Origin of the sequence: Planococcus shenhongbingii, from assembly GCF_030413635.1 — a bacterium.
GTDB lineage: Bacteria > Bacillota > Bacilli > Bacillales_A > Planococcaceae > Planococcus > Planococcus shenhongbingii.
Genome location: NZ_CP129235.1, coordinates 363391 through 386326, shown reverse-complemented (window position 1 = coordinate 386326; position 22936 = coordinate 363391). Strand labels below are relative to the sequence as shown.

24 protein-coding genes are annotated in these 22936 nt (G+C 42.4%); 7 read left to right on the top strand and 17 right to left on the bottom strand.

Going from position 1 to position 22936, the window contains the following annotated elements; all coding sequences use genetic code 11:
• Positions 1-71 precede the first annotated feature (71 nt).
• From QWY16_RS02065 to QWY16_RS02055, 3 genes are all read right to left on the bottom strand, one after another.
• Positions 72-1199 carry a CAP domain-containing protein gene (locus tag QWY16_RS02065; RefSeq protein WP_300991207.1) on the bottom strand — a complete coding sequence of 376 codons (1128 nt, stop codon included), beginning with the start codon at positions 1197-1199 and terminating at the stop codon, positions 72-74.
• A 115-nt stretch (positions 1200-1314) separates the two neighbouring features.
• Entirely contained in the window at positions 1315-3006 is a 1692-nt protein-coding gene (locus QWY16_RS02060) for a hypothetical protein (RefSeq protein ID WP_300991206.1), read from the bottom strand.
• 190 nt (positions 3007-3196) lie between these two features.
• Positions 3197-4267, bottom strand: a complete 1071-nt coding sequence (locus tag QWY16_RS02055; protein ID WP_300991205.1) for an NAD(P)H-dependent flavin oxidoreductase — start codon at positions 4265-4267, stop codon at positions 3197-3199.
• Positions 4268-4419: 152 nt separating this feature from the next.
• Between QWY16_RS02055 and QWY16_RS02050 the strand changes: the two genes are divergently transcribed.
• Positions 4420-4704: a hypothetical protein gene (locus QWY16_RS02050; RefSeq protein WP_300991204.1), complete on the top strand. Its 285-nt coding sequence runs from the start codon at positions 4420-4422 to the stop codon at positions 4702-4704.
• A gap of 18 nt (positions 4705-4722) precedes the next feature.
• Here QWY16_RS02050 and QWY16_RS02045 read toward each other — a convergent pair whose 3' ends face one another.
• Positions 4723-5574 carry a VOC family protein gene (locus QWY16_RS02045; protein WP_300991203.1) on the bottom strand — a complete coding sequence of 284 codons (852 nt, stop codon included), beginning with the start codon at positions 5572-5574 and terminating at the stop codon, positions 4723-4725.
• Between the two features lie 130 nt (positions 5575-5704).
• On the opposite strand from QWY16_RS02045, the gene QWY16_RS02040 reads away from it, so the two are divergent.
• Positions 5705-6037: a winged helix-turn-helix transcriptional regulator gene (locus tag QWY16_RS02040; RefSeq protein WP_300991202.1), complete on the top strand. Its 333-nt coding sequence runs from the start codon at positions 5705-5707 to the stop codon at positions 6035-6037.
• 40 nt (positions 6038-6077) lie between these two features.
• Here QWY16_RS02040 and QWY16_RS02035 read toward each other — a convergent pair whose 3' ends face one another.
• Together QWY16_RS02035 and abc-f are read right to left on the bottom strand one after the other, a co-directional pair.
• On the bottom strand, positions 6078-6884 hold the full coding sequence (locus tag QWY16_RS02035) for an STAS domain-containing protein (protein WP_300991201.1): 807 nt from the start codon (positions 6882-6884) through the stop codon (positions 6078-6080).
• Between the two features lie 216 nt (positions 6885-7100).
• Positions 7101-8735 carry a ribosomal protection-like ABC-F family protein gene (gene abc-f, locus QWY16_RS02030; RefSeq protein WP_300991200.1) on the bottom strand — a complete coding sequence of 545 codons (1635 nt, stop codon included), beginning with the start codon at positions 8733-8735 and terminating at the stop codon, positions 7101-7103.
• Positions 8736-9146: 411 nt separating this feature from the next.
• On the opposite strand from abc-f, the gene QWY16_RS02025 reads away from it, so the two are divergent.
• A complete protein-coding gene (locus QWY16_RS02025; RefSeq protein WP_300991199.1) occupies positions 9147-9455 on the top strand; it encodes a hypothetical protein in 309 nt (102 codons plus the stop codon).
• Positions 9456-9607: 152 nt separating this feature from the next.
• On the opposite strand, the gene QWY16_RS02020 is transcribed toward QWY16_RS02025, so the two are convergent.
• The 8 genes from QWY16_RS02020 to QWY16_RS01985 form a co-directional block, all read right to left on the bottom strand.
• Positions 9608-10555: a magnesium transporter CorA family protein gene (locus QWY16_RS02020; RefSeq protein ID WP_300991198.1), complete on the bottom strand. Its 948-nt coding sequence runs from the start codon at positions 10553-10555 to the stop codon at positions 9608-9610.
• A gap of 68 nt (positions 10556-10623) precedes the next feature.
• The gene (locus QWY16_RS02015) at positions 10624-10791 is read right to left on the bottom strand and encodes a hypothetical protein (RefSeq protein ID WP_300991197.1); all 168 of its coding nucleotides are present in this window, start codon (positions 10789-10791) and stop codon (positions 10624-10626) included.
• A gap of 64 nt (positions 10792-10855) precedes the next feature.
• On the bottom strand, positions 10856-11269 hold the full coding sequence (locus tag QWY16_RS02010) for an NUDIX hydrolase (RefSeq protein WP_300991196.1): 414 nt from the start codon (positions 11267-11269) through the stop codon (positions 10856-10858).
• Between the two features lie 313 nt (positions 11270-11582).
• Positions 11583-12056, bottom strand: a complete 474-nt coding sequence (locus QWY16_RS02005; RefSeq protein WP_300991195.1) for a GNAT family N-acetyltransferase — start codon at positions 12054-12056, stop codon at positions 11583-11585.
• Between the two features lie 181 nt (positions 12057-12237).
• Complete coding sequence (tatC, locus tag QWY16_RS02000; protein ID WP_300991194.1) at positions 12238-13083, bottom strand: twin-arginine translocase subunit TatC; 846 nt, start codon at positions 13081-13083, stop codon at positions 12238-12240.
• Between the two features lie 10 nt (positions 13084-13093).
• A complete protein-coding gene (tatA, locus tag QWY16_RS01995; protein WP_300991193.1) occupies positions 13094-13300 on the bottom strand; it encodes a twin-arginine translocase TatA/TatE family subunit in 207 nt (68 codons plus the stop codon).
• 18 nt (positions 13301-13318) lie between these two features.
• Positions 13319-15031 carry a GMC family oxidoreductase gene (locus QWY16_RS01990; RefSeq protein ID WP_300991192.1) on the bottom strand — a complete coding sequence of 571 codons (1713 nt, stop codon included), beginning with the start codon at positions 15029-15031 and terminating at the stop codon, positions 13319-13321.
• 20 nt (positions 15032-15051) lie between these two features.
• Positions 15052-15804 carry a gluconate 2-dehydrogenase subunit 3 family protein gene (locus QWY16_RS01985; protein WP_300991191.1) on the bottom strand — a complete coding sequence of 251 codons (753 nt, stop codon included), beginning with the start codon at positions 15802-15804 and terminating at the stop codon, positions 15052-15054.
• 120 nt (positions 15805-15924) lie between these two features.
• Between QWY16_RS01985 and QWY16_RS01980 the strand changes: the two genes are divergently transcribed.
• A complete protein-coding gene (locus tag QWY16_RS01980; protein ID WP_300991190.1) occupies positions 15925-16548 on the top strand; it encodes a hypothetical protein in 624 nt (207 codons plus the stop codon).
• 115 nt (positions 16549-16663) lie between these two features.
• Here the strand turns inward: QWY16_RS01980 and QWY16_RS01975 are convergent, their stop codons facing one another.
• Positions 16664-17491, bottom strand: a complete 828-nt coding sequence (locus tag QWY16_RS01975) for a LysM peptidoglycan-binding domain-containing protein (protein ID WP_300991189.1) — start codon at positions 17489-17491, stop codon at positions 16664-16666.
• Between the two features lie 219 nt (positions 17492-17710).
• On the opposite strand from QWY16_RS01975, the gene QWY16_RS01970 reads away from it, so the two are divergent.
• Positions 17711-19210, top strand: a complete 1500-nt coding sequence (locus QWY16_RS01970; protein WP_300991188.1) for a BCCT family transporter — start codon at positions 17711-17713, stop codon at positions 19208-19210.
• A gap of 33 nt (positions 19211-19243) precedes the next feature.
• Here the strand turns inward: QWY16_RS01970 and QWY16_RS01965 are convergent, their stop codons facing one another.
• Positions 19244-20230 carry an NAD(P)/FAD-dependent oxidoreductase gene (locus QWY16_RS01965; protein ID WP_300991187.1) on the bottom strand — a complete coding sequence of 329 codons (987 nt, stop codon included), beginning with the start codon at positions 20228-20230 and terminating at the stop codon, positions 19244-19246.
• Positions 20231-20408: 178 nt separating this feature from the next.
• Between QWY16_RS01965 and QWY16_RS01960 the strand changes: the two genes are divergently transcribed.
• Entirely contained in the window at positions 20409-21200 is a 792-nt protein-coding gene (locus tag QWY16_RS01960; protein WP_300991186.1) for an SDR family oxidoreductase, read from the top strand.
• A gap of 76 nt (positions 21201-21276) precedes the next feature.
• Positions 21277-21717: a peptidylprolyl isomerase gene (locus QWY16_RS01955; protein ID WP_300991185.1), complete on the top strand. Its 441-nt coding sequence runs from the start codon at positions 21277-21279 to the stop codon at positions 21715-21717.
• Positions 21718-21942: 225 nt separating this feature from the next.
• Here the strand turns inward: QWY16_RS01955 and QWY16_RS01950 are convergent, their stop codons facing one another.
• Positions 21943-22755, bottom strand: coding sequence for a transporter substrate-binding domain-containing protein (locus QWY16_RS01950; protein ID WP_300991184.1), 813 nt, complete (start codon positions 22753-22755; stop codon positions 21943-21945).
• Positions 22756-22936 lie beyond the last annotated feature (181 nt).

Below are 22936 nucleotides of genomic sequence, written 5' to 3'. Positions count from 1 at the left end.
TTTTATACCGCTATACCGGATGCTCTAACAAATGAAAAAACATCCATAAAAATTTTACGGATGCCTTTGTGTTATTTATTAAAGAAGTTAGCTGTGAAATATGGCTGATGATCAGAATTAAAGGCTGCTCCGACTCCTAAATAACCAAAGTCGGGTTTGACAATATTTTTACGGTGTCCCATCGAATTCATCAATCCTTCATGAGCGAAAATACTGCTGTACTGCCCATAAGCCAAGTTTTCGCCGGCTACAAAGAATGTAATGCCGTCGTCGCTCATGCGGTCAAACGGTGATTTCCCTGCCTGGTTTGTATGGCTGAAGTATCGGTTCTTCGCCATATCAGCACTATGTTTGCGGGTCGTCGTCCGGGCGGCTTCATCCCACTTCAATAATGGCAGTTCTCTTTGAATCCGTGCTGAATTGGTCAACTCGAACAACAAAAATTCAAATCCTTCTTTTAGCTCTTTGCTTGGTTCTGCATAAATCTTCGGCCGCTGCTCTTCCATTTCTCCGTCAATCACTTGAATAGCCGTGACCGTATCTTCTTCATGAATATCGTAAAATACAGTCACATAAATAGAGTCGATTTTGAAGACGTCATATTCTTCCCGGGTATCCAATATGTACTGGACATTCCCTTTTTGAAGGCTTTTCAAAGGAACGCCAAGTGCTGAACGAACCTGAGTTTTATTAGATTTCATAGTAATATCTTTTGTAGACGAGATAAGGTCCTGATTGGTAAACATGCCGTTGACTTTCCCATTTTGATCATATGACAGCAACACATAATTTTGATAATTTTGATGGTAGCTGTGCCAATCAGAGCCATATTCATTCTCCATCAAACGGAGAGGCAAACCGACTTTCGCTTGTGCTTCTTCTTTGGTCATTCCAAGTGTCACATTGTGGACAGCGAATAGCGATTCCGTTTGAGCCAGTTCCGGTTTTTCAACAACAGCAGGCATTTCCGCAGAACTTTTACTGACAAAAGACTGCAATTGGCCGCCCACTTGAACAGTAAACTGTTTGGCCTGATCTAACGCATCAGTTACTGTGGGACCATTTGCCACTTGATCGATTCTCTGGTCAACTGCATCCAAAAAGCTCAAATCCACATATTCACTTGCTTTATCTTCCCAAAGCGGCCGTGCGAAATATACAAGCACAAGCAATATAATAATCCAAAATACTTTTCGCACGTGCCTCACCTCTTCCCTACAGTTTAATCTTAAAAACAAGTTCTATAAAGTATTAAGTTTCTCTATTAAAAGAAAAAATCCTTCTGCTCGATAAGCAAAAGGATTTTCCTGTTTTTCATTCTAGTCCTTCAATCGTCATTTCTTTTACCGGCAAGAATAAGTCTGCTGTTTTTAAATACGTCACTTGCACTTGATCCGCTTCTTTTAAGTAAATGGCTAATGGAACATTCTCGGAAGAAACAATAAAGTTCGTTCCATCTTCCAATAAAAATGATACAACCGTAAAGTCTCCAGCTTTTTCTTTAAACACTCGCTCGACGGCGCCTGATGCCGTTGCTTCTTCAGCGTCAGAACTGCCATTGACTGTGCTGCCGCCTCTTTGAAGCGCAGTTTTATACAATTGCAATGCTTCATTTGGAGTAGCAGCAAAAACGGAAATTTCTGGATTGGCGGCAGAAACAATAAAGTAATTCTGCAAAAAGCCGTTCGAGTCAAGAACCGGTGTCAGCCAGCTCGCTTCCCCGTAGAAATTGTATAGCACCGGCATCTCGCCTGCCCACTCTTTTTCGATAAATTGCTTTTCAATAATCTGCAGATTTCCTTGTGAATCCATATAGGAATCTTCCATATTCCCTGTAAAGTAAGTGGAATCTCCTGTGCGGGCATTGGTCAATGAATATCCAAGCATTGAATCGACGCCTTCCTTCGGACTGGTAAAATCGGTGAAGTAGTACATGTCGCCTTCTGCATCAAAGATGGGGCTGACATTTGCTTCTGTCCCTTCATTTGATGGCAGTTTCACATCTTTTTTGCCGAATTTGCTGTTCCAAAAGCCATGGACATAGTTTCCGTAATAACTGTTTTCCAGACTGACTGATTCCGGTGAAACTGCTCCATCGATAAACGCTGGAACTTCTTCAAGCGGATAACTTTCCGCTTGGCCTGTAGCCGGATCTACGGCCATTATTCCTTTTACAGCAAAACCGTTTCGGGCAGAGATGAATTCACCATAGGAACGGATATAAAACGGCTTTCCGCTGTCATCAATCTCCAACTGTGAATCCCCATAAAAAATCGCCTCCGGTTTTTCCAGGCGCATATGGCGCTCGATGTTTTTATTAAAATAAGAAGATGGCGTATAAATCATTTCCGCCTTAACAAATTTAGGATTTGCTGATGCATCGGTTGCACTCATGGTGAAATAGCCTGGAGTCGAATCTCCGTTCCACCATTTGAAAAATCCTGAAAATTCCACAGGTGCGATATAGACATATTCTCCTTCAACCTTTTGCACTTGCAAGCTCCCAAGTTCATAATAACTCGTATCCGGCACTTGCCCGAATGCTTTTTTCATTTTGTTGCGCGCAAACTTTGGCGGGACACTGGCAGGGGTTTGCATTTCATCGAACGCCTCAATTTCCACTTGCTCATCCATCGCTACTGCTTCGTATTTTTCAGAAGCATTAAACAAAGGGGCGGTCAATACATAACCTGCGAAAGCCACTGCCCCTACAAACAATAATGATTTCACTTTCTGCTCGTTGCCGCGTGAAAGCAGCGCACCAAAAGCTGAAGTGATTAACAGTACCGGCCACAATGACATTATATTTCTATCGAGATTTGCAAAATAATAATACCCGGCCACAATTAGCGTTCCAATGATGAAAACAAAAATGATTCCCGGCACGATAAATGATTGGGCAGGTTTGTCATTTCCTTTTTTCCCACCGCCTATTCCTGTCAGAGGCACAACAATAAAAGCCGCCGCGAGCGACACTGCAGCTGCAAACAATAATATACTTCCCATAATGAATTCCCCTTTAACTTCCGGCTATTTTTCTTATAGTAAGTATACGGACATTCAACTTAAAAGTTTCATTTCCTGGCAACCATAGGCATCCACCTATTCTACATATTGGTTCTGAACAATAAAAATCCGATTTCCTTTGGGAGAAATCGGATTAAAACAGACACTAAGGATATTTAGAAATGAACCATTAGCGGAGAATTTGCCGGGCCTGCTTTATGATAGATTCTATTATTTCCGCTGCGCTTTGCTCTTCTGTCAACGAACGGGTTGACTGGCCTGCCCATAACGACATAAATTCCGGGTCATTGTTTCGGGCGGCAGCAGCACGGATATCTTTAGTAATGGTATTTTGGGAAGGAAACGGCAATGGATCAATCTTTGTCTTTTCGAATTCTTCGATAAAGCGATTTTTAATTCCACGGGCCGGTCTTCCTGAAAAACTTTTGGTGATCACTGTACTTTCTTCATCGCTGTCCAAAATTGCTTGCTTGTAGACCCGATGTGCGCCCGACTCTTTAGAACTCAAAAAGCGGGTTCCGACTTGGACCGCCTGCGCTCCTAAGACAAGTGAAGAAATGAGTCCCCGCCCGTCTGTAATCCCTCCTGCCGCAATTACAGGAATCCGGATAGCATCTACGACTTGAGGGACCAATGACATCGTTCCAATCAATGCTCCACTAGGATGCTGGTCCATTGAAAATGTACTGCGATGCCCTCCCGCTTCGCTTCCCTGTGCAACAACCGCATCAGCGCCCGCTTGCTCGGCCTGAAGCGCTTCTTTTACTGTAGTGACCATTGTGATCACTTTTATTCCCCGTTCTTTGGCTATTTTCATTTGATCAGGAGACAAACAACCAAAAGCTGTACTGATGATTGGCACGCCTTCTTCGATGCAAATACGAAACTGCTCTTTGCTCCAGTCAGGAGAGGAATAAGATGATGAGACTTCTTCAATTTTCAATTCGGAACGGAAAGGGCGTAATGCTTTTTGCACTTCTTCCAATCGGCTAAAATCGTCTTTTTCATTTGAAGCAAAAATATTTACCGCAAAAGGCTTTAGCGTTTTCACCTTAATATCAGCAATTGCTTTTTTCATCGCCTCCGGTGCCATATAAGCCGCTCCCAGAGTCCCAAGGCCGCCCGCTTCACCCACAGCCGTTACCAATTCCACAGTAGTTGGGCCGCCAGCCATACCCGCTTGAATAATCGGATGTTGGATGCCAAAGAGCTGGCAAATTTCCGTCTCCAATGCAATCATTCTCATTCCTCCTTTTTTGATTCATTCTACAAATACTTTTCTTCCTTCTAGTATCGCTATAACAGGCATCTTCAGCAAGAGGGAACTTTCTGTTTTCAGATTCGTTCTAAATCATAAGCAAATAGAGCAAATATAAAAAGGCGGGATTTATCATGAAGGGATTCCTTTCACTTTTGGGCATCACTTTAATCGTCGGCGCATTTGGATTAATCCTTTTATCTTATTCCGGCAATCCACTCGAAGAGTTGAAAAGCCAGGAAAGAATGTATGCATATATGGAAACACGGCAAAATCACCCTACAGAAGAAACAGAAGTTTTCAACACAACAGCTAGCCCTGTTAATACAGCGACAGCAAAAAATGAAAACCCCTATCGCAATTTCGATGAGAGTTGCGAAAAACCTTTTCCGCCAACAAAAAAAGCCGACTCTGATTGATAGAGTCGGCTTTTTTTATTAGACCGTCAAACGGATCAAGTTTCCGGATGGATCTTTTGTTTCGAGGTAATCTGGATGTTCAATAATTTCTGCTCCCATTGCTTGGAGATGTTCAGCCAAGCGGCTGCGTTTTTCTGCGTTTTCCAAAACCAATGTATAGTAATGCAAGCCAGCTTCTTTTTCCGGGAGCGCTGGGATGCCGACGCCGTTCCAAACATTCAAGCCAATATGGTGGTGGTATTTCTGATCCGCGATAAACAGTGCCTGTCCGCCCATTGATGTAACGATTTCAAACCCGAGACCATCCACATAGAATTTTTGAGCTTCCTGCAAGTTTGAAACATGAAGATGGATATGTCCCATAACAGTGCCTGCAGGCATTCCCTGCCAAGCTTCTCCCGCTTCCTGTGCTGTCTGCAAAAGACCTTCTGCATCAATTGGGTCAACCGCCATATCCACTTGACCGCCGTTCCAATTCCATTCCTCTGGTTCCCGGTCCCGGTATATTTCAATGCCGTTGCCTTCCGGATCACTCAAGTACAATGCTTCACTGACCAAATGATCAGAAGATCCAAGACGAATTCCCTGGTTATGAAGGTGAATCAGCGATTTCGCCAATTCTTTCCGGTTGGGCAGTAAAATCGCTAAATGATAAAGTCCAGCATAACGGCCTCTTTTTGGAATTAATCCGTCAATGGCTTCAAGCTTTAACAACGCGTTTCCGCCTGCTCCTAAAACTGCTGTGTTTTCTGTTTCATCGATTACTTCAAGCCCGATAATATCTTTATAAAAATTAGTCATATCTTTTAAATTTAATACTTTTAATCCTACTTCTCCAACATACGTTACCGGTTTCTCATGAAAGTTCATTATTAATATCCCCATTTCATTGGTTACTTTATGTAACTAATTATATTAAAAGAAGTTAAATATGTCAAGTAACCTTATTCTTTTATTCTACAAGCTATTTGTGCTATTATATAAAAAAGGAGTGATCTGAATGGATACTACTGTCATTTGTCCCCGATTCGAAAGTGCAATTTCGCTTCTAAGCCAGCGATGGACCGGTTTGATCATTTATCAGCTGTTATCCGGACCTCAGCGTTTTAGCCACCTAACTGAGGTTATCGGTATTAGTGGCCGTCTCTTGTCGGAACGATTAAAGAATTTGGAAGCTCAAGGACTCGTCACCCGCACCGTTTATCCTGAAACTCCAGTCCGGATTGAATATGAGTTAACCGAAAAAGGATTTTCTTTAAAACCTGTAATGGATGAAATCCAAAACTGGTCACAAACTTGGGTCGAACCGGCCGAAACATCAGAAATAAAATAAAACAGCTTATCCTCTTTTGGATAAGCTGTTTTATTTTGGTTTAAAGCCTATCTGAGCTGGACACGCGTTTCCGCTTTTCGTTTTCATTCTGTTTTTGCAGTTCGATGATGTGTTTCAACCCTGCATAGGCCGAACTGAATGTACGGGTAGTGCTTTCAAGCGATACAATAGACATCGCCAATTTCGGGCTGATTCCTACTAAAATGCAATTTGTTCCTATCAGTTTCAGGCTGTCTGTCATCATTTGAATTTGATAACGAATCTGTGTTTCAAACTCCGTAATGCCGCTTAAATCAACCAGCACATGCTCTATATTTTTGTCAGCGCATTCCATTAATACAACAGCTATCAACTCGTCAGATCGGTATCTATCAAATTCCCCGATTAGCGGCAATGCGATGGTTTTTTCCCAAATGTGAAGTATTGGAATAGACAATTCTTTAATCAGCTTCTCACTACGCTTCTGTTCTTCCGCTTGCGTGGTAACATCCATTAACATGACGATATATCCGGAAATTATTTCACCATTATCTTTAATCGGTGTAATCACGATGTCAGTGACTATTTCATTGCGTATATTAATCCGCGCCCGGTGCGTTTCTGTCAAGTTGCTCATCATATCTCTTTGACGCGCCGGATAAGCATGAAAAGCATCCATATTCATCCCGATGAATTCTTTGCAATCTTTTATGCCATACAACGGGGCAATTTCAGCCAGCAATCTGCATGCTTCTGAATTCATCCATCTTATTGTATATGTGTTGTCGGCAATTAAAATCGTTTCGCCGATATGATCTAAAGCATTCAGCATGGATATATTATCAGGTATTGTTCCTATAGCAGCCATTAGGTTCCACCTTATTAGTAAGTCATTGATCTTTAATTATACCCCTTCCCTTGCAACTTTAAGCTTTCTGGCTGAATATATGAAAATACTTTTTATCCCGCTTTAACGGCCAGTATGACTTCCGCTTTTTCAAGCGGAAGATCCACTGTCCGTAAAAGTCCGATTGGATCAACTAACAATCCAAGAGGAAAGACCCCCTTGGATTGAAGTTTCTCTTTATCCCGTGCTGACGGGCTGTTTTTTTTCTTTCGCAAAAGAATAATTCCCATCAAAACGTTCAATTGACTGATTATGGAGCCAATAAGTTACAGGAAACAGCTTATCCAGGAAATAGCGGTCGTGGGAAACCGAGATGATTGTTCCGGGAAAATTGGACAGTGCTTCTTCCATAACTTCTTTCGCTTCCAGATCTAAATGGTTTGTCGGTTCGTCTAAAATCAATAGATTATGGTTCATGTGCATCAATTGAGCAAGCCGGAGCCGCATGCGTTCTCCTCCGCTTAGCTGGCGCACAGGCTGGAACACCATATTGCCAAAAAACAAGAACTGCGCCAATATAGGGCGGGCATCGTATTCTGACACTGGCACAACATCCCGGAACTCTTCTAACACGCTTCGGTTATTATCCATTTCCAATGTATGCTGAGATAAATAACCGATGGATAAACTGTTCCCAAGAATGATGTCCCCGGCATCCGGCTTTTCTGTATCCAATATCATGTTCAAAAGCGTTGTCTTTCCCGTGCCATTGGAGCCGACAATCGCTACCCGCTCCCCGAATCGGACATGCAGGTTTAGTTCGTGGAATAATATCCGTTCTCCAAAGCCTTTCCAGATACTTTCCATCCGGACCACATCTTTTCCGCTTCGGTCTGCCATCTGAAAATCGAGAGCCATCTGTTTTCTGGATAGGACAGGACGATCGAGCAACTCAATACGAGCTAACGCTTTTTCTATACTTTTTGCTTGGCGGTGCATTCCGGCATTTGGCGGATTCGCCCGATTTGCCCATTCTTTCAAGCGCTTGATTGTTTCTTTCATTTTCCGGATTTTCTTTTGCTGGTCTTGGTATTGCTGAAATTCAATCAGCAGACGGGCTTCGCGCTCTTTTACATACGCTGAATAATTTCCTTTATATTGAATCAAATCTCCTTGGTCCAACTCCCAAATTTGAGTGACTGTTTCATCCAGGAAGTACCGGTCATGTGAAACCAGCACAATGGTGCCTTTATAATGGCTAATAAAAGAACCAAGCCATTCAATCGCCTCTAAGTCTAAATGGTTTGTTGGTTCATCCAGCAGCAGTAACTCCGGTTCCTGTAAAAGCAATTTGGCCAAACCTACTTTTGTCCGTTCGCCGCCGCTCAAATGTCCCCATTGTTCTTCTTTTAATGATTTGATTTTCAAGCCATTAAGAATCTGATCGATTCGGACTTCAATTTCGTAACCGCCCCGCTGAATAAAATCGTCCTGCATGGCACCATAACGCCGCAAGATCCGTTCCATTTCTTCCGGAGCTGCCATGCCCATTTGTTTCTCCATATCCTCGAGCTGAAGTTGTACGGTAAGCAATTCTGAAAACACGTTCCTCAGCAATTGATGGACTTTTTGTTCTCCGTTTTCATTCGGAGACTGCTGTAAAAGTCCGATTGCGCAGCCTTTTTTCCAGGTAACTGCGCCTTCTGTCGGATGCAGTTTTCCAGCCAAGACATTCAGCAGCGTCGTCTTTCCTTCGCCGTTCCTGCCGACAAGTCCAATCCGCTGGCCTTCGGCAATTTCCCCTTTAATATGATTAAATAATTTCTGATTCGCAAAATGGCACATAATTTGTTGGAATTGGCTGATGATCATTGTTCTCTTCCTTTCGGTTGAAGAGACACATACAATGCAAAAAAGGCATGCGCAGACGCATGCCTTTGGTAAAATCCGTTTGCAGGCAGATGTCTCTCACTGGTTTTTCACTTCATGCAATTGTTTAAAAAAGGACAGACTTATCCCGTGCATGTTTTTTGTGAAAGTAACGCCATGAAGAATGTAGAGATACTCCTGACATTCAGTCATGCGCTTACCAGTTTGATTCATCTTACCCACCTCCTTCATCATTTCTTTCATCTTAGTTGAATCATCATAAAACGTCAATTGAAAATCAGAAAATTCTCATTTATAATAAAGAAAGAATACACAAAAGCTTATATTTCAGTTAATTAGGGAAAAGAATACTTAATAAGAAGTTTCTATGAAGGGCGGGTGGGTACCTTGTCAATGTACTCAAAAATGGCTTTTGATAATGAGACTAAAAAGATTGAAAAAGCGCTGAAAAAGTACGATGAAAAGAAAAACTCTGCGCTTGTACTGCTTGCTGAAATTGATATGTTTGAGAAAATGGATGATGTGAAAGAACTTGAGCTGTGGAGACGTCAAACGCTAAAAGAGAAACTCGTCGCCGTTGAACGCCATCGGAAAGAACTGAAAGAACTTATAGCCTCCTATATCGAAAAGCATGGAGATCAAGACCTTCAGCGCTATTCCGATTTGCTGGAGGAACTTGAAAAAGATAAATTCCGTTATTAAAGAGTTGAAAAACAGCGTCAAGCTATACTCCATTAGCTATTCAGTTTATTTGCAAACAAAGGAGCCGCCCCAATGAATATGGGTTGGCTCCTTTGTTTTTCTTTTACGGTAATTAGGACTCTTGGTTCTTCAAACAGGACATCCATTCGCTTTTACTGTTTTTTCAGTTTGGAACTTTTGCTTAAAGCGGTTTTTAATATATCTCCTGTCCATCCTCGGTTTTTCAAATAAAAATAGAGAAAAACCGTTGAAGCGACAATCACAATCAACGAGCCTAAATAACCATAAGTCCAGCTCAATTCCGGCATTTTTTCAAAATTCATTCCCCATAACGCACCAAATGCCATCACTGGAGTGAAAAGCGTCGTTAGAACAGTTAATGTCTTCATTATTTCGTTTCCGCGGTAATTGGCCACTACATTCTCCATATCCACCATATTATTGATCTCGTCTTTATACGACCTAATCAACATAATGCAGCGGTCAATGCGCGCCGAGGTCCGTATGTATTCTTTCTCTTTTTCTACATCTTTGCCGAACGTTTCAAAAATAGCCATCCTTATTTCTAAAAATCCCATCACTAAGTTTTGCCATAAAAGAATTTCATGGCGTACAACTTCAATTTTATCTAAGGTTTTTTTATCATTTCTTTCTCTTATTTCCCACAACAAGTTGCGGAGCTGTTCTTCGAACACATCAATTTTATGGAGAATTGAACTGATCATATCTCCCAGCAAAATCATCATTAACTCAGTTGTGGATTCCGTTTCTTTCATTTGCCTAAGGACAGAATCTTTATCCAAGTCCTCATCTGTCTCAAAATCCAATTCATTTGTCACCAAAATATCTTTCGATAAATAAAAATGAAATACCTCCAAGTCATCTTTCTTTTTTGGGTTTTGGCGATAAATAAGAGATCCCCAGATTGCTTCATTTCCGCTTTCTGACGTTTCTGTATGCAAAATATTAACGGTTATGTCGCGTGAATCCTTAATCCAAGAATGCATTTTTTTATTGTTCGGCAAAAATTTAAGGAAATCTTTATCTTCAATATCTCCTTCTTCTTGCCAAATCGCGTTTTCAAATAAATATTGCGGCATGATTATTCCCCCTTACAGCTAAGCAATGATAAACACTTATGTAAAAAGCAAGCCGCAAGCGGCTTGCCTCATTTTTCATGCGGTGGATTATCTCTATACTTTTCATTCGAATTTTCTTCATACTCTAGTTCTCTGTCTGGCATCGGATCTATTTCTTTAGTGTCTGGCATATCGCGGCGCGGCTCGACTTCCGGAATCAGCTCTTCACCTTCGTGATCTTCCCGATCTTTTCTCATCGAATCCCTCCTATATAAAATCTTATTCATATAATACCCTTTTTCTTTATGATATATGCTTTTATCAGTGTTGGATCAGCGATTCTATCAATTTTGCATCGTCTGGATACGCCATGTCCAACTTGGCAAGCTCGCCTAACGATTTCCATGCCACATCCGAAATCCATTCATCGCCTTCTTGAAGCGTAATTTCTCCGCCTGTAACTTCCACTTTGAAATAATGGACATCAAAAGACACAGCGGCGTTTTCGTACTCTCCACTTCTAACTTTCAATTCATCGGTAACTTTCACTGTAAGACCCGTTTCTTCATAGAATTCCCGCTCAATGCATTCACGCAGGCTTTCGCCTTGTTCGATGCCGCCTGCAGGAACCGTCCATTTCTTCTCTTCTCCTGGAGGACCTTGCAGCACCAGCAACACTTCATTTTTTTCATTGATGCAAACTCCCGCTGCACCTTTCCATTCCGACATTTCCATTCGTAATTCCTCCATTGCCAGCTTTTCAATTTCAGCCGCTATTTGTTATTTTCTTTCTATAATATAGCCCTCAACCTCACCAGGATCTGCTTCAGGCAATTTCTTTTTTAAGGTACCATATCTTTGATCTTCTATGGAATATTTCTTCAAATAATTGCGAAAAGCCAGAGGTGACTTAATCCCGCCAAAAAGCGGCTTGCCATAGCAAGCCGCCATTGAATAGCACAGTTTCTCTTCACTCTGCTTTAACTGTCAGTCGGATTGGTTCAACTAACAATCAGTGGGAAGAACATCCACTGATTGAAGTTTCACTTTACCGTGCCGTTTCTTTTACTCCGTTGTCCAGTGTTAATCCGTGGGTTGCTTCCGGAAGTCCAAGATCGGCTGAAAAACCATTGGCTCGATAGAAAGCATCTGCAGCGGCTGAATCTGTCCGTACCACAATTTCTTTGAAATGATCGCGCCCGTGATTGATGATTTCTTTCAGAAGCAACGTGCCAATTCCCTGTCTTCGGGAGTTGGGAGAAATGTAAAAGCGGCGCAGCCTGCCGACTCCTTCTTTATTCGAATATGGGTCCCGGTTTAAGCCGCCGATGGCTATTAAATGGCCATGCTGATCCCATACGCCGTACAATGCTTCTCCAGCCTGATTAAATGTATTGGTGCCATCTTCGTATTGGCTAACCAGCCGTTTGAGAAAGCGGTAACCTTCCGCTTCACTTTCTTCTACTAATTTTGAAACATCTACAGTCTTCAGATCTTCAATTTCTTCTACATTGATCGTCATGCCGCTCCTCCTCCTCTTGGTTTCCCGATTCTGTTTCTGCGGGATTTCCACCTATACTTATACTTCCTTACCCCTTTAGTGTATAGAAGTTTTAAAAGGAATGCCATTTAATATCGGAATTTTCTTATAAATTAAAATATAAAAAAACTGCACCGAAATGCAGCTTTTCCTTTTCATCGTTTCACATGGCAGAAGATTCAACATTGGCTTTCTTCACTTCTATTCTTCTCACAATATAAATGCTTACTTCGTAAAGAACAGCCATTGGAATCAGCACAATTAATTGGCTGATGAAATCTGGCGGAGTAATTAAAGCCGATACAATCGCAATCACTAAGTACGACCATTTCCGTACGTTTTTCATTGATTCAGACGTCAGTAATCCGATTGAGGACAAGAATAAAGCAACAATCGGCATTTCAAAAAGAAGCCCCAACGGGATAGTGGTCATAATCAGAAAATGAATATATTCATTTGCCGAAATCATGACTGCGAAATTCGCTTCACCCATTCCGATTAGAAACTGGAAACTCAAAGGATTGACAATAAAGTAGCCAAACGATATGCCAAGAAGAAACAAGATCAGCATAGCCGGCGAATACAGGCCAACAAACCGTGCTTCTGTCTCCAGCAAACCAGGCTTAACGAATTGCCATAGAAAATAACAGAGAAATGGCAAAGAAAGACCAAGCGCCAGCGTTGCCGAAATTGAAGTATAAAATTTAATGACTTCCAAAGGCCCTAGAATCACCAGATCATGGCCTTTTACGATATAAGGAAACCAAAAATTCAAGGTCGAAAAAACCAACAGCAAGAAGAATAAAAAGACAAAAATGCTCTTTATCAACTGCTTTCTCAATTCACCTAAATGATCCACCAAACTTTCTGCCTGTTCTTCCGGTTGCTCTATTTTAGGCGGCTCCGGTTTGACCGGCGGCTCTTCTAAAATTTTTTCAGCACTTTCTCCCAGAAGAGCTGCTTTCTTGCTGAGCGGGCTAATTAGTTTGCGTTCTCCATACGGATCCATTTAACCACCTTCATAATTTTTCGGATTTTTTCTCTTGCTTTTCAACCGTTTCGTCTTCGTCATCATCCATTAGCCCTTTTGTGGACCGTTTGAATTCCGAGAATGTTTTTCCGACTGCTCCGCCAATTTCCGGCAGCTTTTTCGGACCGAATAAAATAAGTACGATGACTAAAATAATGATTAATCCAGGTACGCCAATTGATGCTAAACCTCCCATAAACTTTCTCCTCCTTTGTTATACGAGCGCTCCGCCATTTTTACTGTAATTGATAATACCTTCCGCACAGCGATAAGCAAGTGCCCCCACTGTTCCAGTCGGGTTGTAACCGCCATTATGTGGGAAATTGCCAGCACTTACGACAAAAAGGTTTTCAGCGTCCCAATGCTGCAAGAAATTATTCACCACACTGGTTGCCGGATCTGCCCCCATGATAGTGCCACCTGTATTATGAGTTGTCTGATATGGAACAATATCATAGTCAGAAATTGGGCTGCCACCAACTACTGTTTTGGCGCCCATTTCCTGCATGATGCCAGCAGCTTTTTCGGTTAGATAAGCGTGTAAGGCCTTGTCTTGATCAGTAAAATTATAGGTGATCTGAAGTAATGGTACGCCATAAACATCCTTATACGTACTGTCTAACGCCATGTAGTTTTCTTTATGCGGCATGGAAGCCCCTTGTCCTCCAACACTCAAAGTTCTTGTAAAATTTTCAATCGACGCTTTTTTAAATTCCGCTCCCCAAGATGGCGTGTCAGGCGGAATTGGGTTTGTCAGAATCGGCCGATTTCCTGTTTGTGTGATGGAAAGACTGGCCCCATGAATAAAATCCAGATCCGCATGGTCGAAATTATCTCCATTAAAATCATCCACTGTCATTCCAAGAGCCCCAGCCCCCATAAAGGTGTTCATTTTTTCCTCAAAGAAGCCGGATGCTCCTGGCAAAATTTGATATGCATAATTCTTGCCAAGCGTTCCTCTGCCGGTTGCAGGATCATACTGTTCACCAATTTTTGATACCATCAATAATTTAGCATTATTCATCACATAGCTTGTCAACACGACCACTTCCGCCGGTTGGATAAATTCTTCAAAAGTGACCGTATCAAAATAGCGGACACCGGTGACTTTGTCCCCTTGTTTCATGATTTCCACTGCATTGGCATTGAATTTAATGTCGAAATTCCCCGTATTGCGGGCTGTGGGTATGACCGTAATTTCCGCAGAACTTTTGGCCCCATATTCACAGCCAAAACGTTCACAAAAACCGCAGTATTGGCAGGCGTTGATTTTCGCTCCATCCGGATTTTCGTAGGCTTCTGATAAATTTGCAGACGGCAACATAAAAGGTGAGTAGCCTAGTTTAGTTGACGCTGTCTCGAATTTCTTTAAAATAGGTGTTTTCTTCATCGGAGGAGTCGGATAGTCTGCTGACCGTTTGCCCCAGAATGGATTTTTGTCTTCGCCCGAAATACCGGCTGTTTGCTCAAACTTGGTCATATAAGGCTCCAATTCATCGTAGGTAATTCCCCAATCTTGAATTGTGTAGTCAGGAGACAGCTTGTTGGCCCCGTATTTTTGGTCTGTCAGTGTTTTGATTTCAAAATCATATGGCAAAAAGCGCCAAGTATGGCCATTCCAATGAGTTCCAGCTCCCCCTAAGTGTTCACCCAACAAAAAAGATCCCATTTGGCGCATTGGCAATGCCCGCTGATTCCGATTATTGCGGAAAGTAACAGTTTCTTTTGATAAATCCTGCATCAATTCATAACGGATTGCATAGCGGAGTTCGTCGTGGACACTTGCGAAATCTGCAGTGCCTCTTTCCCGTCCGCGTTCCAAACCGACAACTTTCAATCCTTCTTTCGCACATTCTGCTGCAATAATGCCTCCAAGCCAGCCAACTCCTATTGTCACTACATCTACTTTATCCAAAGTCGTGACCATTATGACTCCCCCTAGTTTTATTAATGCTTCATTCCCAGTGATTGCGGTTCAATTTCCTGGAATTCTTCACTTTCAATCTGATTGATATAAGCTGACTGGTGGCCTGGAAATCCTTTCATCCGCCAACCTTCCATATTGCGGTTGCCGCCGTATATCGGATCGGAATAGGCTCCTTCCAATGTGGCACTGCGCAAAATCCGGAAAAAGAAAAGAGCAGAAACCCCTTTCATTTGAATCTCATCTTCTTGGAATGCGGTTAAAATCTCATCCATCTGTCTGCCTTCCAAATCTACAAAATTTGCATTGAAACGCTTCTGCGCTTCTTGCTGCATTATTTGAAGCCCTTGCCGAAACATTTCGTTCCTTCTTAACCGGCTTTGATATCCCTGCGTGCTTTCCCCTTCCAAAAAAGGTCCTTGCATATACTCTTTGGAGTTTTCACCATAAGCCCCGGCTAATTGCTGGTCGATGTAGTAAGGAACACCCAGACCGATAGCACCAGGCCCTAAATCATCTTCTGGAAAAATCCGCTCTGTAGCTTGGGCTAAAATCTGGAACTCTGCATCATTCTTGAAGAACATCAACCCTCTGGCTCCGCCTGCCGAACCTGCTTCTCCATCAGTAGCTGGCGATGTACCAGGCAAAGCATTTTGGGTCCCTGTATTGGAAGCGATTAAGCCTCCGATTATGCCACCGCCTACTAGGGCTCCAGCAGCTATACCTGAGGTCTTTAGAAAGTCGCGTCTGGAAAAATTCTTTTCTTTTTTTGACATTCCGCCTGCCTCCTTATATGATAAAAAAGAATAGTGGGAATATTTCAATATTATAACCTAACACATCAAATTTTACACGTGAAAACCAAAATATTATTATCCTAAGAAAGGATGGCTCCAATGGACCTAAAAGTATCCTTAAAAGAAGTTCCCCAGTATTTGAAATGGAAGGATTCTTTATTGGATTTACGCTATTATTTCGACACGGATACCCGGTATATCACATTGACACGTGTCTTTGGCCCTCAGCTTGAATATGATTTGGAGCGTTATCAAATTATGGATGTGCAAAGGTTGAAACAGCATTATTCGGTGGAAATCGAAAAAGCGGAACAGCAGGTCTATTTCTATCGGGTAGCCAATATGATGTTTTTATTCCTGTTTATATTAGCTCCCGCCGTTGCTTTATACTTTCTTCAGGATGACTGGTTTGCTCTCGTCTTCGCTCTCTTGTTCATCTTCCTCATGATTTTTCTGGTAGAATGCTTTAACCAGGCTTACTTAAACAAATTTCAGAAGCAGTTGAAAGACGAAATCGGATTGGAAAACGCTGTACACAATAAGGTTATTCCTTTCCAGCAGGATGAAGTAAAAATCCAAGGTTCCTCCGCGACTGTCCTGACAAACCTGTATCCGGAAATTACAGATCCGGATTACAAAAAAGGCAGAGAAAATATAATCCGTTTCGGGTTGAAGGAAAATTCGATTCAGCCGCTTATTACAGTAAATACTTCAGGAAAATAAAAAAATCATTGAATTCGGGGTAACAAAAAAGAGGCAATCCGCCATGGATTGCCTCTTTTTGGAGCAATAAAAAAGGCCAAGGGAATGGTCACCTCGGCTTTGTAGCATTTTTCTATTAATCTAAGATTTTGATATTAACTGTTTTGCGGCCCCAGTCAAGAGCTGCACCTTGTGATGGAATAAATACATCAATTTTGTTTCCTTTGATTGCGCCGCCAGTATCTCCAGCAATTGCTGTACCGTAGCCTTCAACCCAAACTTTTGATCCTAATGGAATAACTGTCGGGTCCACTGCGATTACTTTTTGGTTCGGGTTAGAACGCAAGTCTTGTCCAGTTGCCGTAACGCCTGAGCATCCTGCGCAAAATGCTGTGTAAGCTGTAGCCGATACAGTCATTTCTTTACCTGATTGAGTTGATGCAGCCGCTTGTGCGGGTGCTGCTGCTTTGGCAGGTGCTTTAGCCGCTGCTTGAGCAGGCGCTGCTGCTGGTGCTGCTGGTGCTGCTTGAGCAGGTGCTGCTGCTTCTTTTGGTGCTTTAGGAACAGAGATTGGTGTTCCGCCTTTGACAACTAATTTGTCTCCAGGATAAATCCAGTGGCCTGTAATCCCATTCCAGCTCATTAGTTCTTCCAATGAAATATTATGTGCTTGAGCGACTTTAAATAATGTATCGCCGCTTGCTACTGTATATGTAGCTCTGTCTTCCGATACTGCTGCTTCTTTGCCTTCTGAACCAAGTTCAAGCTGCTGCTGCGGGAAAATAAGGTCCGATGATAAGTCGTTCCACCCTTTTAATTGTTCTACTGAAACGTTCTGCGCTTGTGAAATGCCCCAAAGCGTGTCCCCTGAATTTACTGTATACGATGATTGAGCGCTGGCTTGACCGGCTGCCCCTACACTTAACGCTGCGATTGCAGTTAGTGCAATGATATGTTTTTTCATAAATGAAATTCCTCCTTTTCACTAACAAGGAGCATCATAACACCTAAACATTTCATTCAGATGACAAAACGACAGTTATAAAATAACAATTGCGTTACGTCATTTCAATCCGTATTACATTTTGTAATGAAGCAGATTCTTTCAATTATTGGGTTTATGTGAATCATATTGGGGAATTATTGTTTATTTGTAAGCTTTTTTAAGGAAAGAGGGGGAAAAATGAAGAAAGTCACATCAGTTTTTTGGATTTCTCTTGTACTGTGCCTAGGCATGGTAGTATGGGGACTTGTTTCGCCAACAACATTCAATGGGTACACCGGGTATCTGACAGCTGTCATTTCAGATGTTTTTGGCTGGTATTACTTAATTACGGTATTTGTTATTTTAGCATTCTGCATCTATATGATTTTTTCTAAATATGCAAATATCAAACTGGGAAAAGCAGATGAAGATCCAGAGTTTTCATTGCCGACCTGGTTTGCGATGCTATTCAGTGCCGGAATGGGAATGGGGCTGGTATTTTGGACAACAGCAGAACCGATATCCCACGCATTCACCAGCACGCCGCGTTCAGAACCTGGTTCGCAGGAAGCGATATCGGAAGCCCTGCAGTTCTCTTTTTTCCACTGGGGTGTGCATGCATGGGCAGTATACGGGATTGTCGCACTGGTCCTTGCTTATTTCAAGTTCCATAATGGCGCTCCCGGTTTGATCAGCGCCACATTGGTGCCGCTATTCGGAGAGAAAGCCATGGCAGGAACTCCAGGAAAACTGATTGATATCCTGGCTGTTTTTGCTACAGTCGTCGGTGTTGCTTCGACTTTAGGCTTCGGCACTGCGCAATTGAATGAAGGGATGTCCTTTCTTTTCGGAACGCCAAACACTTTTACTTTCCAGCTCCTTATCTTAGCTATTTCCACTGTTTTATATGTAGGTTCAGCGTGGTCAGGAATAGGAAAGGGCATTAAACACTTAAGCAATATTAATATGGCCGTAGCAGTTGTATTGCTTCTTATGATGCTTTTCGCGGGGCCGACTTTATACATATTGAATTCGTTTACCGATGCATTCGGGGGTTATCTTAATAATTTCTTTAATATGAGCTTCAACCTGGAATCTCAGAATCCGGAAAAACGGGCATGGGTCAATTCCTGGACTATCTTTTACTGGGCTTGGTGGGTTTCATGGGCACCGTTTGTCGGAATTTTTATCGCCCGCATCTCAAGAGGGCGTACGATCAAAGAATTTATGATTGGTGTATTATTCGCACCGTCGCTCGTCTGCTTCATCTTTTTTGCCGTCTTCGGTGCCTCTGCATTGAACCTGGAACAAAACGGTGTTGCAAAAATTTCTGAATACAGTATCGAAACAGCAACATTCGGAATGCTTCAGCATTATCCATTCGGCACGCTGATGGCATTCTTCACTTTGTTTGTTATCGCTATTTTCTTCATCACCTCCGCCGATTCCGCGACATTCGTGCTGGGCATGCAAACAACAGGCGGTCTTTTGAATCCGCCGAATCTTGTAAAAATCACATGGGGGTTTATCCAGGCAGCAGTTGCAGCCATCGTCCTTTATACCGGTGGAACGCAAGGCCTTCAAAACGCATTGATCATTGCGGCCTTGCCATTCTCGTTGGTCATCCTTCTGATGGGTGTGTCGTTTTTTAAAACCATACAGAAAGACCCGCTCGTCAACAAACCAAAAAGAACATAAAAAAATGAACCGGCCAAATGGCCGGTTCATTTTTTATTTGAATACGCTGGTGCTGTGCAACGGTTGGATTTTCGATTTTGGATCAAGATATGCTTTTGCATTATTAATCGCTGTCGGCGCTTCACCGAAACCTACTGCAATCAATTTTACTTTACCTTCGTAAGTGGCAATGTCTCCTGCTGCGTAAATCCCTGGAATGCTCGTTTCCATTTTCGAATTGACGACTACAGAATTTTTCTCCATCTCCAAGCCCCATTCTTTAATCGGGCCAAGCGAAGTAATATTGCCATAGTTGACGATTACGTGATCGGCATCAATATGCTCTTCATTGCCTTCTTTGTCGACCAAAATGATTTCACGGACTTGGCCGTTTTCGCCAACCAGTTCCTTTACGCCGAAAGGTTTTTTCACTTCTACTTTTGACTGGAGAAGTGTGTCGATGTTTGCTTCATGTGCCGTCATCTTTTCACGGCGATGGCTTAAGATTACATGTGAAGCTACGTTTTCAAGCATCATTGCCCAGTCGACAGCTGAATCTCCGCCGCCAAGAACTACCACTTTTTTATCGTGGAACATCGTTAAATCTTTGACGCCATAATGCAGCGTTTTGCCCTCAAAAGGTTCGGAGTTTTCTACGCCGATTTTACGCGGCTGGAATGCTCCAACTCCAGCTGTCAGCAAAATGGATTTTGTATAATGCTCATCTTTATCCGTACGGATCATAAAATGGTCGCCTTCACGTTCCACTTCTGCTACAGTTTCTTCTAAGCAGATCGCTGGATCGCCATAGTTTGCCTGACGAACCAAGTTGTCCACCAAATCTTTTGCCAGTACCTTTTCGAACCCACCGACATCATAAATGAATTTATCCGGGTACAGTTCAGTTAGCTGTCCGCCCAGCTGCGGCAAGCTGTCAATGATTTTTACTTTCATTTTGCGCATACCGCCGTAAAAGGAAGCAAACAGACCTGTTGGCCCGCCGCCAATAATCGTTATATCAAAAATTTCGCGTTCTTCCATTTATAACACTCCTAATCTAATCAGTACCTATATCCTATCATATTTCCCCCTATTTCACGCAATCAGACTAATGATTGAACTTGCAAAAATAAAAGTTTGAATTTTCTACATTTCCACTGCATTTTTTGCTTTCTTTCAGTACACTAATACTTGAAGAACAATCGAGAGGATGAATGGTATGGATTTAGGAATCAAAGACAAAGTGGTAGTTGTGATGGCTTCAAGCAAAGGGTTGGGCAAGGCAACAGCACGGGAATTTGCCAAAGAAGGAGCAACTGTCCTCATTTCCAGCCGCGATGAAGAAGCACTTCAGGCAACAGCAGAAGAAATCAAACAGCACTCTGGAAATGACAATGTCCATTACCGCGTATGCGATATGTCGAACGAAGAAGACATCGCTTCCTTATTTCAATTTGCGGGCGAAAAGTTCGGTCGCATTGATATCCTGATCAACAATACCGGGGGCCCAAAAGCAGGCGGGTTTGACGGTGTAACCGACAGCGACTGGCACACCGCTTTCGATCGAAACTTGTTGAGTTATATCCGGGCATCGCGCGCTGTTCTTCCTTATATGAAAGAACAGCAATTTGGCCGCATCATCAATATTTCTTCTTCTTCAACAAAAGAAGTGATTGATGGACTGATTTTGTCGAATACATTCCGCGCCGGCATGGTCGGCTTTTCAAAAACCTTGGCCCGCGAAGTGGCGAAAGACAATATTTTAGTGAACACAATTGGTCCTGGCCGTATCTCGACTGACCGCCTTGAAGAACTTGATCAAATTTCAGCGGAGAACCAAAATGTATCTATTGAAGAAATCGTTGCGCGCAGAAAAGGGCAGATTCCGATTGGGCGTTACGGAAAACCAGAAGAATTTGCGAAAATCGTCGTTTTCCTGGCTTCTTCTGCCAATTCCTATATGACAGGCCAGTCTCTAGTAATAGACGGCGGATCATTAAAAGCCTTGTAATATGCCAAATGATTATACAGTTACGTAAAAAATCGATATACTGATGAATGTACAACTTGAAAAGGAGATGTTATTAATGGCGAAAAAAGGACACATCCACATGGAAAACGGCGAAATCATCGAATTCGAACTTTTCCCGAACGAAGCACCCAACACAGTAAAAAACTTTGAGGATCTTGCAAACTCCGGATTCTATAACGATGTAACATTCCACCGTGTTATTCCAGGTTTCGTTTCTCAAGGCGGCGACCCTACAGGTACTGGCGCCGGCGGCAGCGGCAAAACAATCAAATGTGAAACTGAAGGCAACCCACATAAACACCAAGCGGGAAGCTTGTCTATGGCACATGCCGGAAAAGACACTGGATCAAGCCAGTTCTTTATCGTTCATGCACCACAACCCCATCTTGACGGGGTTCATACAGTTTTCGGCCAAGTCACTTCAGGCCTTGAAACTGCAAAAGCAATGAAAAATGGCGATAAAATGACGAAAGTTCATGTTTTCGACGAAGAATAAGATTTTTAAAACCGGTTTGGACTGTTGTCCAAACCGGTTTTTTGATGATTATTGAAAATACGGCCAGTTGATTATGAAATGCGACCGGTTGCAGCAGAAATACGACCACTAGCGGCGAAAATACGGCCAGCAACGGCATAAATACGATTCCCTGCTGACCGTTAGCTGATTAAAAGCAAACCGGCCTGGCATTAAAGCCAGACCGATTTTTAGGAAACTTACATTTCAGCTCTTAATGTATTTAGTCACAATCTCTTCGTACGTACCATCGTCCCGCAATTGCTGAAGCCCTTCATTGATTTTCTCCAGCAATTCGCCATGCTTCCCTTTCAAAACTGCGATGCCGTATTGTTCACCTGTCAAACGCTCTTCGACCGTTTTCAGCTCAAGGTTTCGTGTAGTAATAGCGTAAGCGATAACCGGGTAATCCTCCACCAAAGCTTGGGCATGCCCATTTGCAACTTCCAGGAACATAGAAGGGCTGTCATCAAAATAAGCGATTCTATAACCATATTTCTCTCGGTTTTCGCCGACAAACTTTGATCCGGTTGTCCCGCTTTTAACAGCGATGATTTTCCCATCCAAATCTTCCAAAGAGTTAATTTCCGTATTGTCTTTTGTCGTTACCAGCGCCAATCCCGCATCGAAATAAGGATCAGAGAAATCCAACACTTCTTTTCGTTCTTCTGTAATGCTCATCCCTGCAATTGCCAGATCCAATTCACCTTCTTCAAGTGCCGGAATGATCCCGATAAAATCCATTGGACGAAATTGAATTTCAAATCCTTGGTTTTCAGCAATCGCTTTGATTAGTTCCACGTCAATCCCTTGATATTCTCCGCTTTTTTGGAATTCGAAAGGCGGATACGTGGTGTCAATGCCCACCGTATAAATCCCTTCTCCTTCGCTGTTTTCAACGTTTGCTTCTCCTTCGCTGCCACCTTCTCCTTCAGATTCAGATTCTCCACCCTGCTGCACGCACGCTGCTACGATAAGAATCAGTGACAAAAGAATCAGTAAGAAACTGAACTTTTTCATTTTTCCCACCTCTCATCGTATCGCTATCTGTCCTTTTAATTTAACATATTTCTCTTATATTTTGTATTAATTTGATTGAATTATCTGAAAAAATTAATCATTTGTGAAAATATCAACGCAACAAAAAACACGCCCAAAAGGACGTGTTTTTGACTATTATTTATTGTTTTCAAGTTAGCAT

Coding starts and splice junctions, on each gene's coding strand:
- QWY16_RS02060 (WP_300991206.1), bottom strand. CDS start 3,006: ATGGGAAGTATATTATTGTTTGCAGCTGCAGTGTCGCTCGCGGCGGCT.
- QWY16_RS02055 (WP_300991205.1), bottom strand. CDS start 4,267: ATGATTGCATTGGAGACGGAAATTTGCCAGCTCTTTGGCATCCAACAT.
- QWY16_RS02050 (WP_300991204.1), top strand. CDS start 4,420: ATGAAGGGATTCCTTTCACTTTTGGGCATCACTTTAATCGTCGGCGCA.
- QWY16_RS02045 (WP_300991203.1), bottom strand. CDS start 5,574: ATGAACTTTCATGAGAAACCGGTAACGTATGTTGGAGAAGTAGGATTA.
- QWY16_RS02040 (WP_300991202.1), top strand. CDS start 5,705: ATGGATACTACTGTCATTTGTCCCCGATTCGAAAGTGCAATTTCGCTT.
- QWY16_RS02035 (WP_300991201.1), bottom strand. CDS start 6,884: ATGGCTGCTATAGGAACAATACCTGATAATATATCCATGCTGAATGCT.
- abc-f (WP_300991200.1), bottom strand. CDS start 8,735: ATGATCATCAGCCAATTCCAACAAATTATGTGCCATTTTGCGAATCAG.
- QWY16_RS02025 (WP_300991199.1), top strand. CDS start 9,147: ATGTACTCAAAAATGGCTTTTGATAATGAGACTAAAAAGATTGAAAAA.
- QWY16_RS02020 (WP_300991198.1), bottom strand. CDS start 10,555: ATGCCGCAATATTTATTTGAAAACGCGATTTGGCAAGAAGAAGGAGAT.
- QWY16_RS02015 (WP_300991197.1), bottom strand. CDS start 10,791: ATGAGAAAAGATCGGGAAGATCACGAAGGTGAAGAGCTGATTCCGGAA.
- QWY16_RS02010 (WP_300991196.1), bottom strand. CDS start 11,269: ATGGAAATGTCGGAATGGAAAGGTGCAGCGGGAGTTTGCATCAATGAA.
- QWY16_RS02005 (WP_300991195.1), bottom strand. CDS start 12,056: ATGACGATCAATGTAGAAGAAATTGAAGATCTGAAGACTGTAGATGTT.
- tatC (WP_300991194.1), bottom strand. CDS start 13,083: ATGGATCCGTATGGAGAACGCAAACTAATTAGCCCGCTCAGCAAGAAA.
- tatA (WP_300991193.1), bottom strand. CDS start 13,300: ATGGGAGGTTTAGCATCAATTGGCGTACCTGGATTAATCATTATTTTA.
- QWY16_RS01990 (WP_300991192.1), bottom strand. CDS start 15,031: ATGGTCACGACTTTGGATAAAGTAGATGTAGTGACAATAGGAGTTGGC.
- QWY16_RS01985 (WP_300991191.1), bottom strand. CDS start 15,804: ATGTCAAAAAAAGAAAAGAATTTTTCCAGACGCGACTTTCTAAAGACC.
- QWY16_RS01980 (WP_300991190.1), top strand. CDS start 15,925: ATGGACCTAAAAGTATCCTTAAAAGAAGTTCCCCAGTATTTGAAATGG.
- QWY16_RS01975 (WP_300991189.1), bottom strand. CDS start 17,491: ATGAAAAAACATATCATTGCACTAACTGCAATCGCAGCGTTAAGTGTA.
- QWY16_RS01970 (WP_300991188.1), top strand. CDS start 17,711: ATGAAGAAAGTCACATCAGTTTTTTGGATTTCTCTTGTACTGTGCCTA.
- QWY16_RS01965 (WP_300991187.1), bottom strand. CDS start 20,230: ATGGAAGAACGCGAAATTTTTGATATAACGATTATTGGCGGCGGGCCA.
- QWY16_RS01960 (WP_300991186.1), top strand. CDS start 20,409: ATGGATTTAGGAATCAAAGACAAAGTGGTAGTTGTGATGGCTTCAAGC.
- QWY16_RS01955 (WP_300991185.1), top strand. CDS start 21,277: ATGGCGAAAAAAGGACACATCCACATGGAAAACGGCGAAATCATCGAA.
- QWY16_RS01950 (WP_300991184.1), bottom strand. CDS start 22,755: ATGAAAAAGTTCAGTTTCTTACTGATTCTTTTGTCACTGATTCTTATC.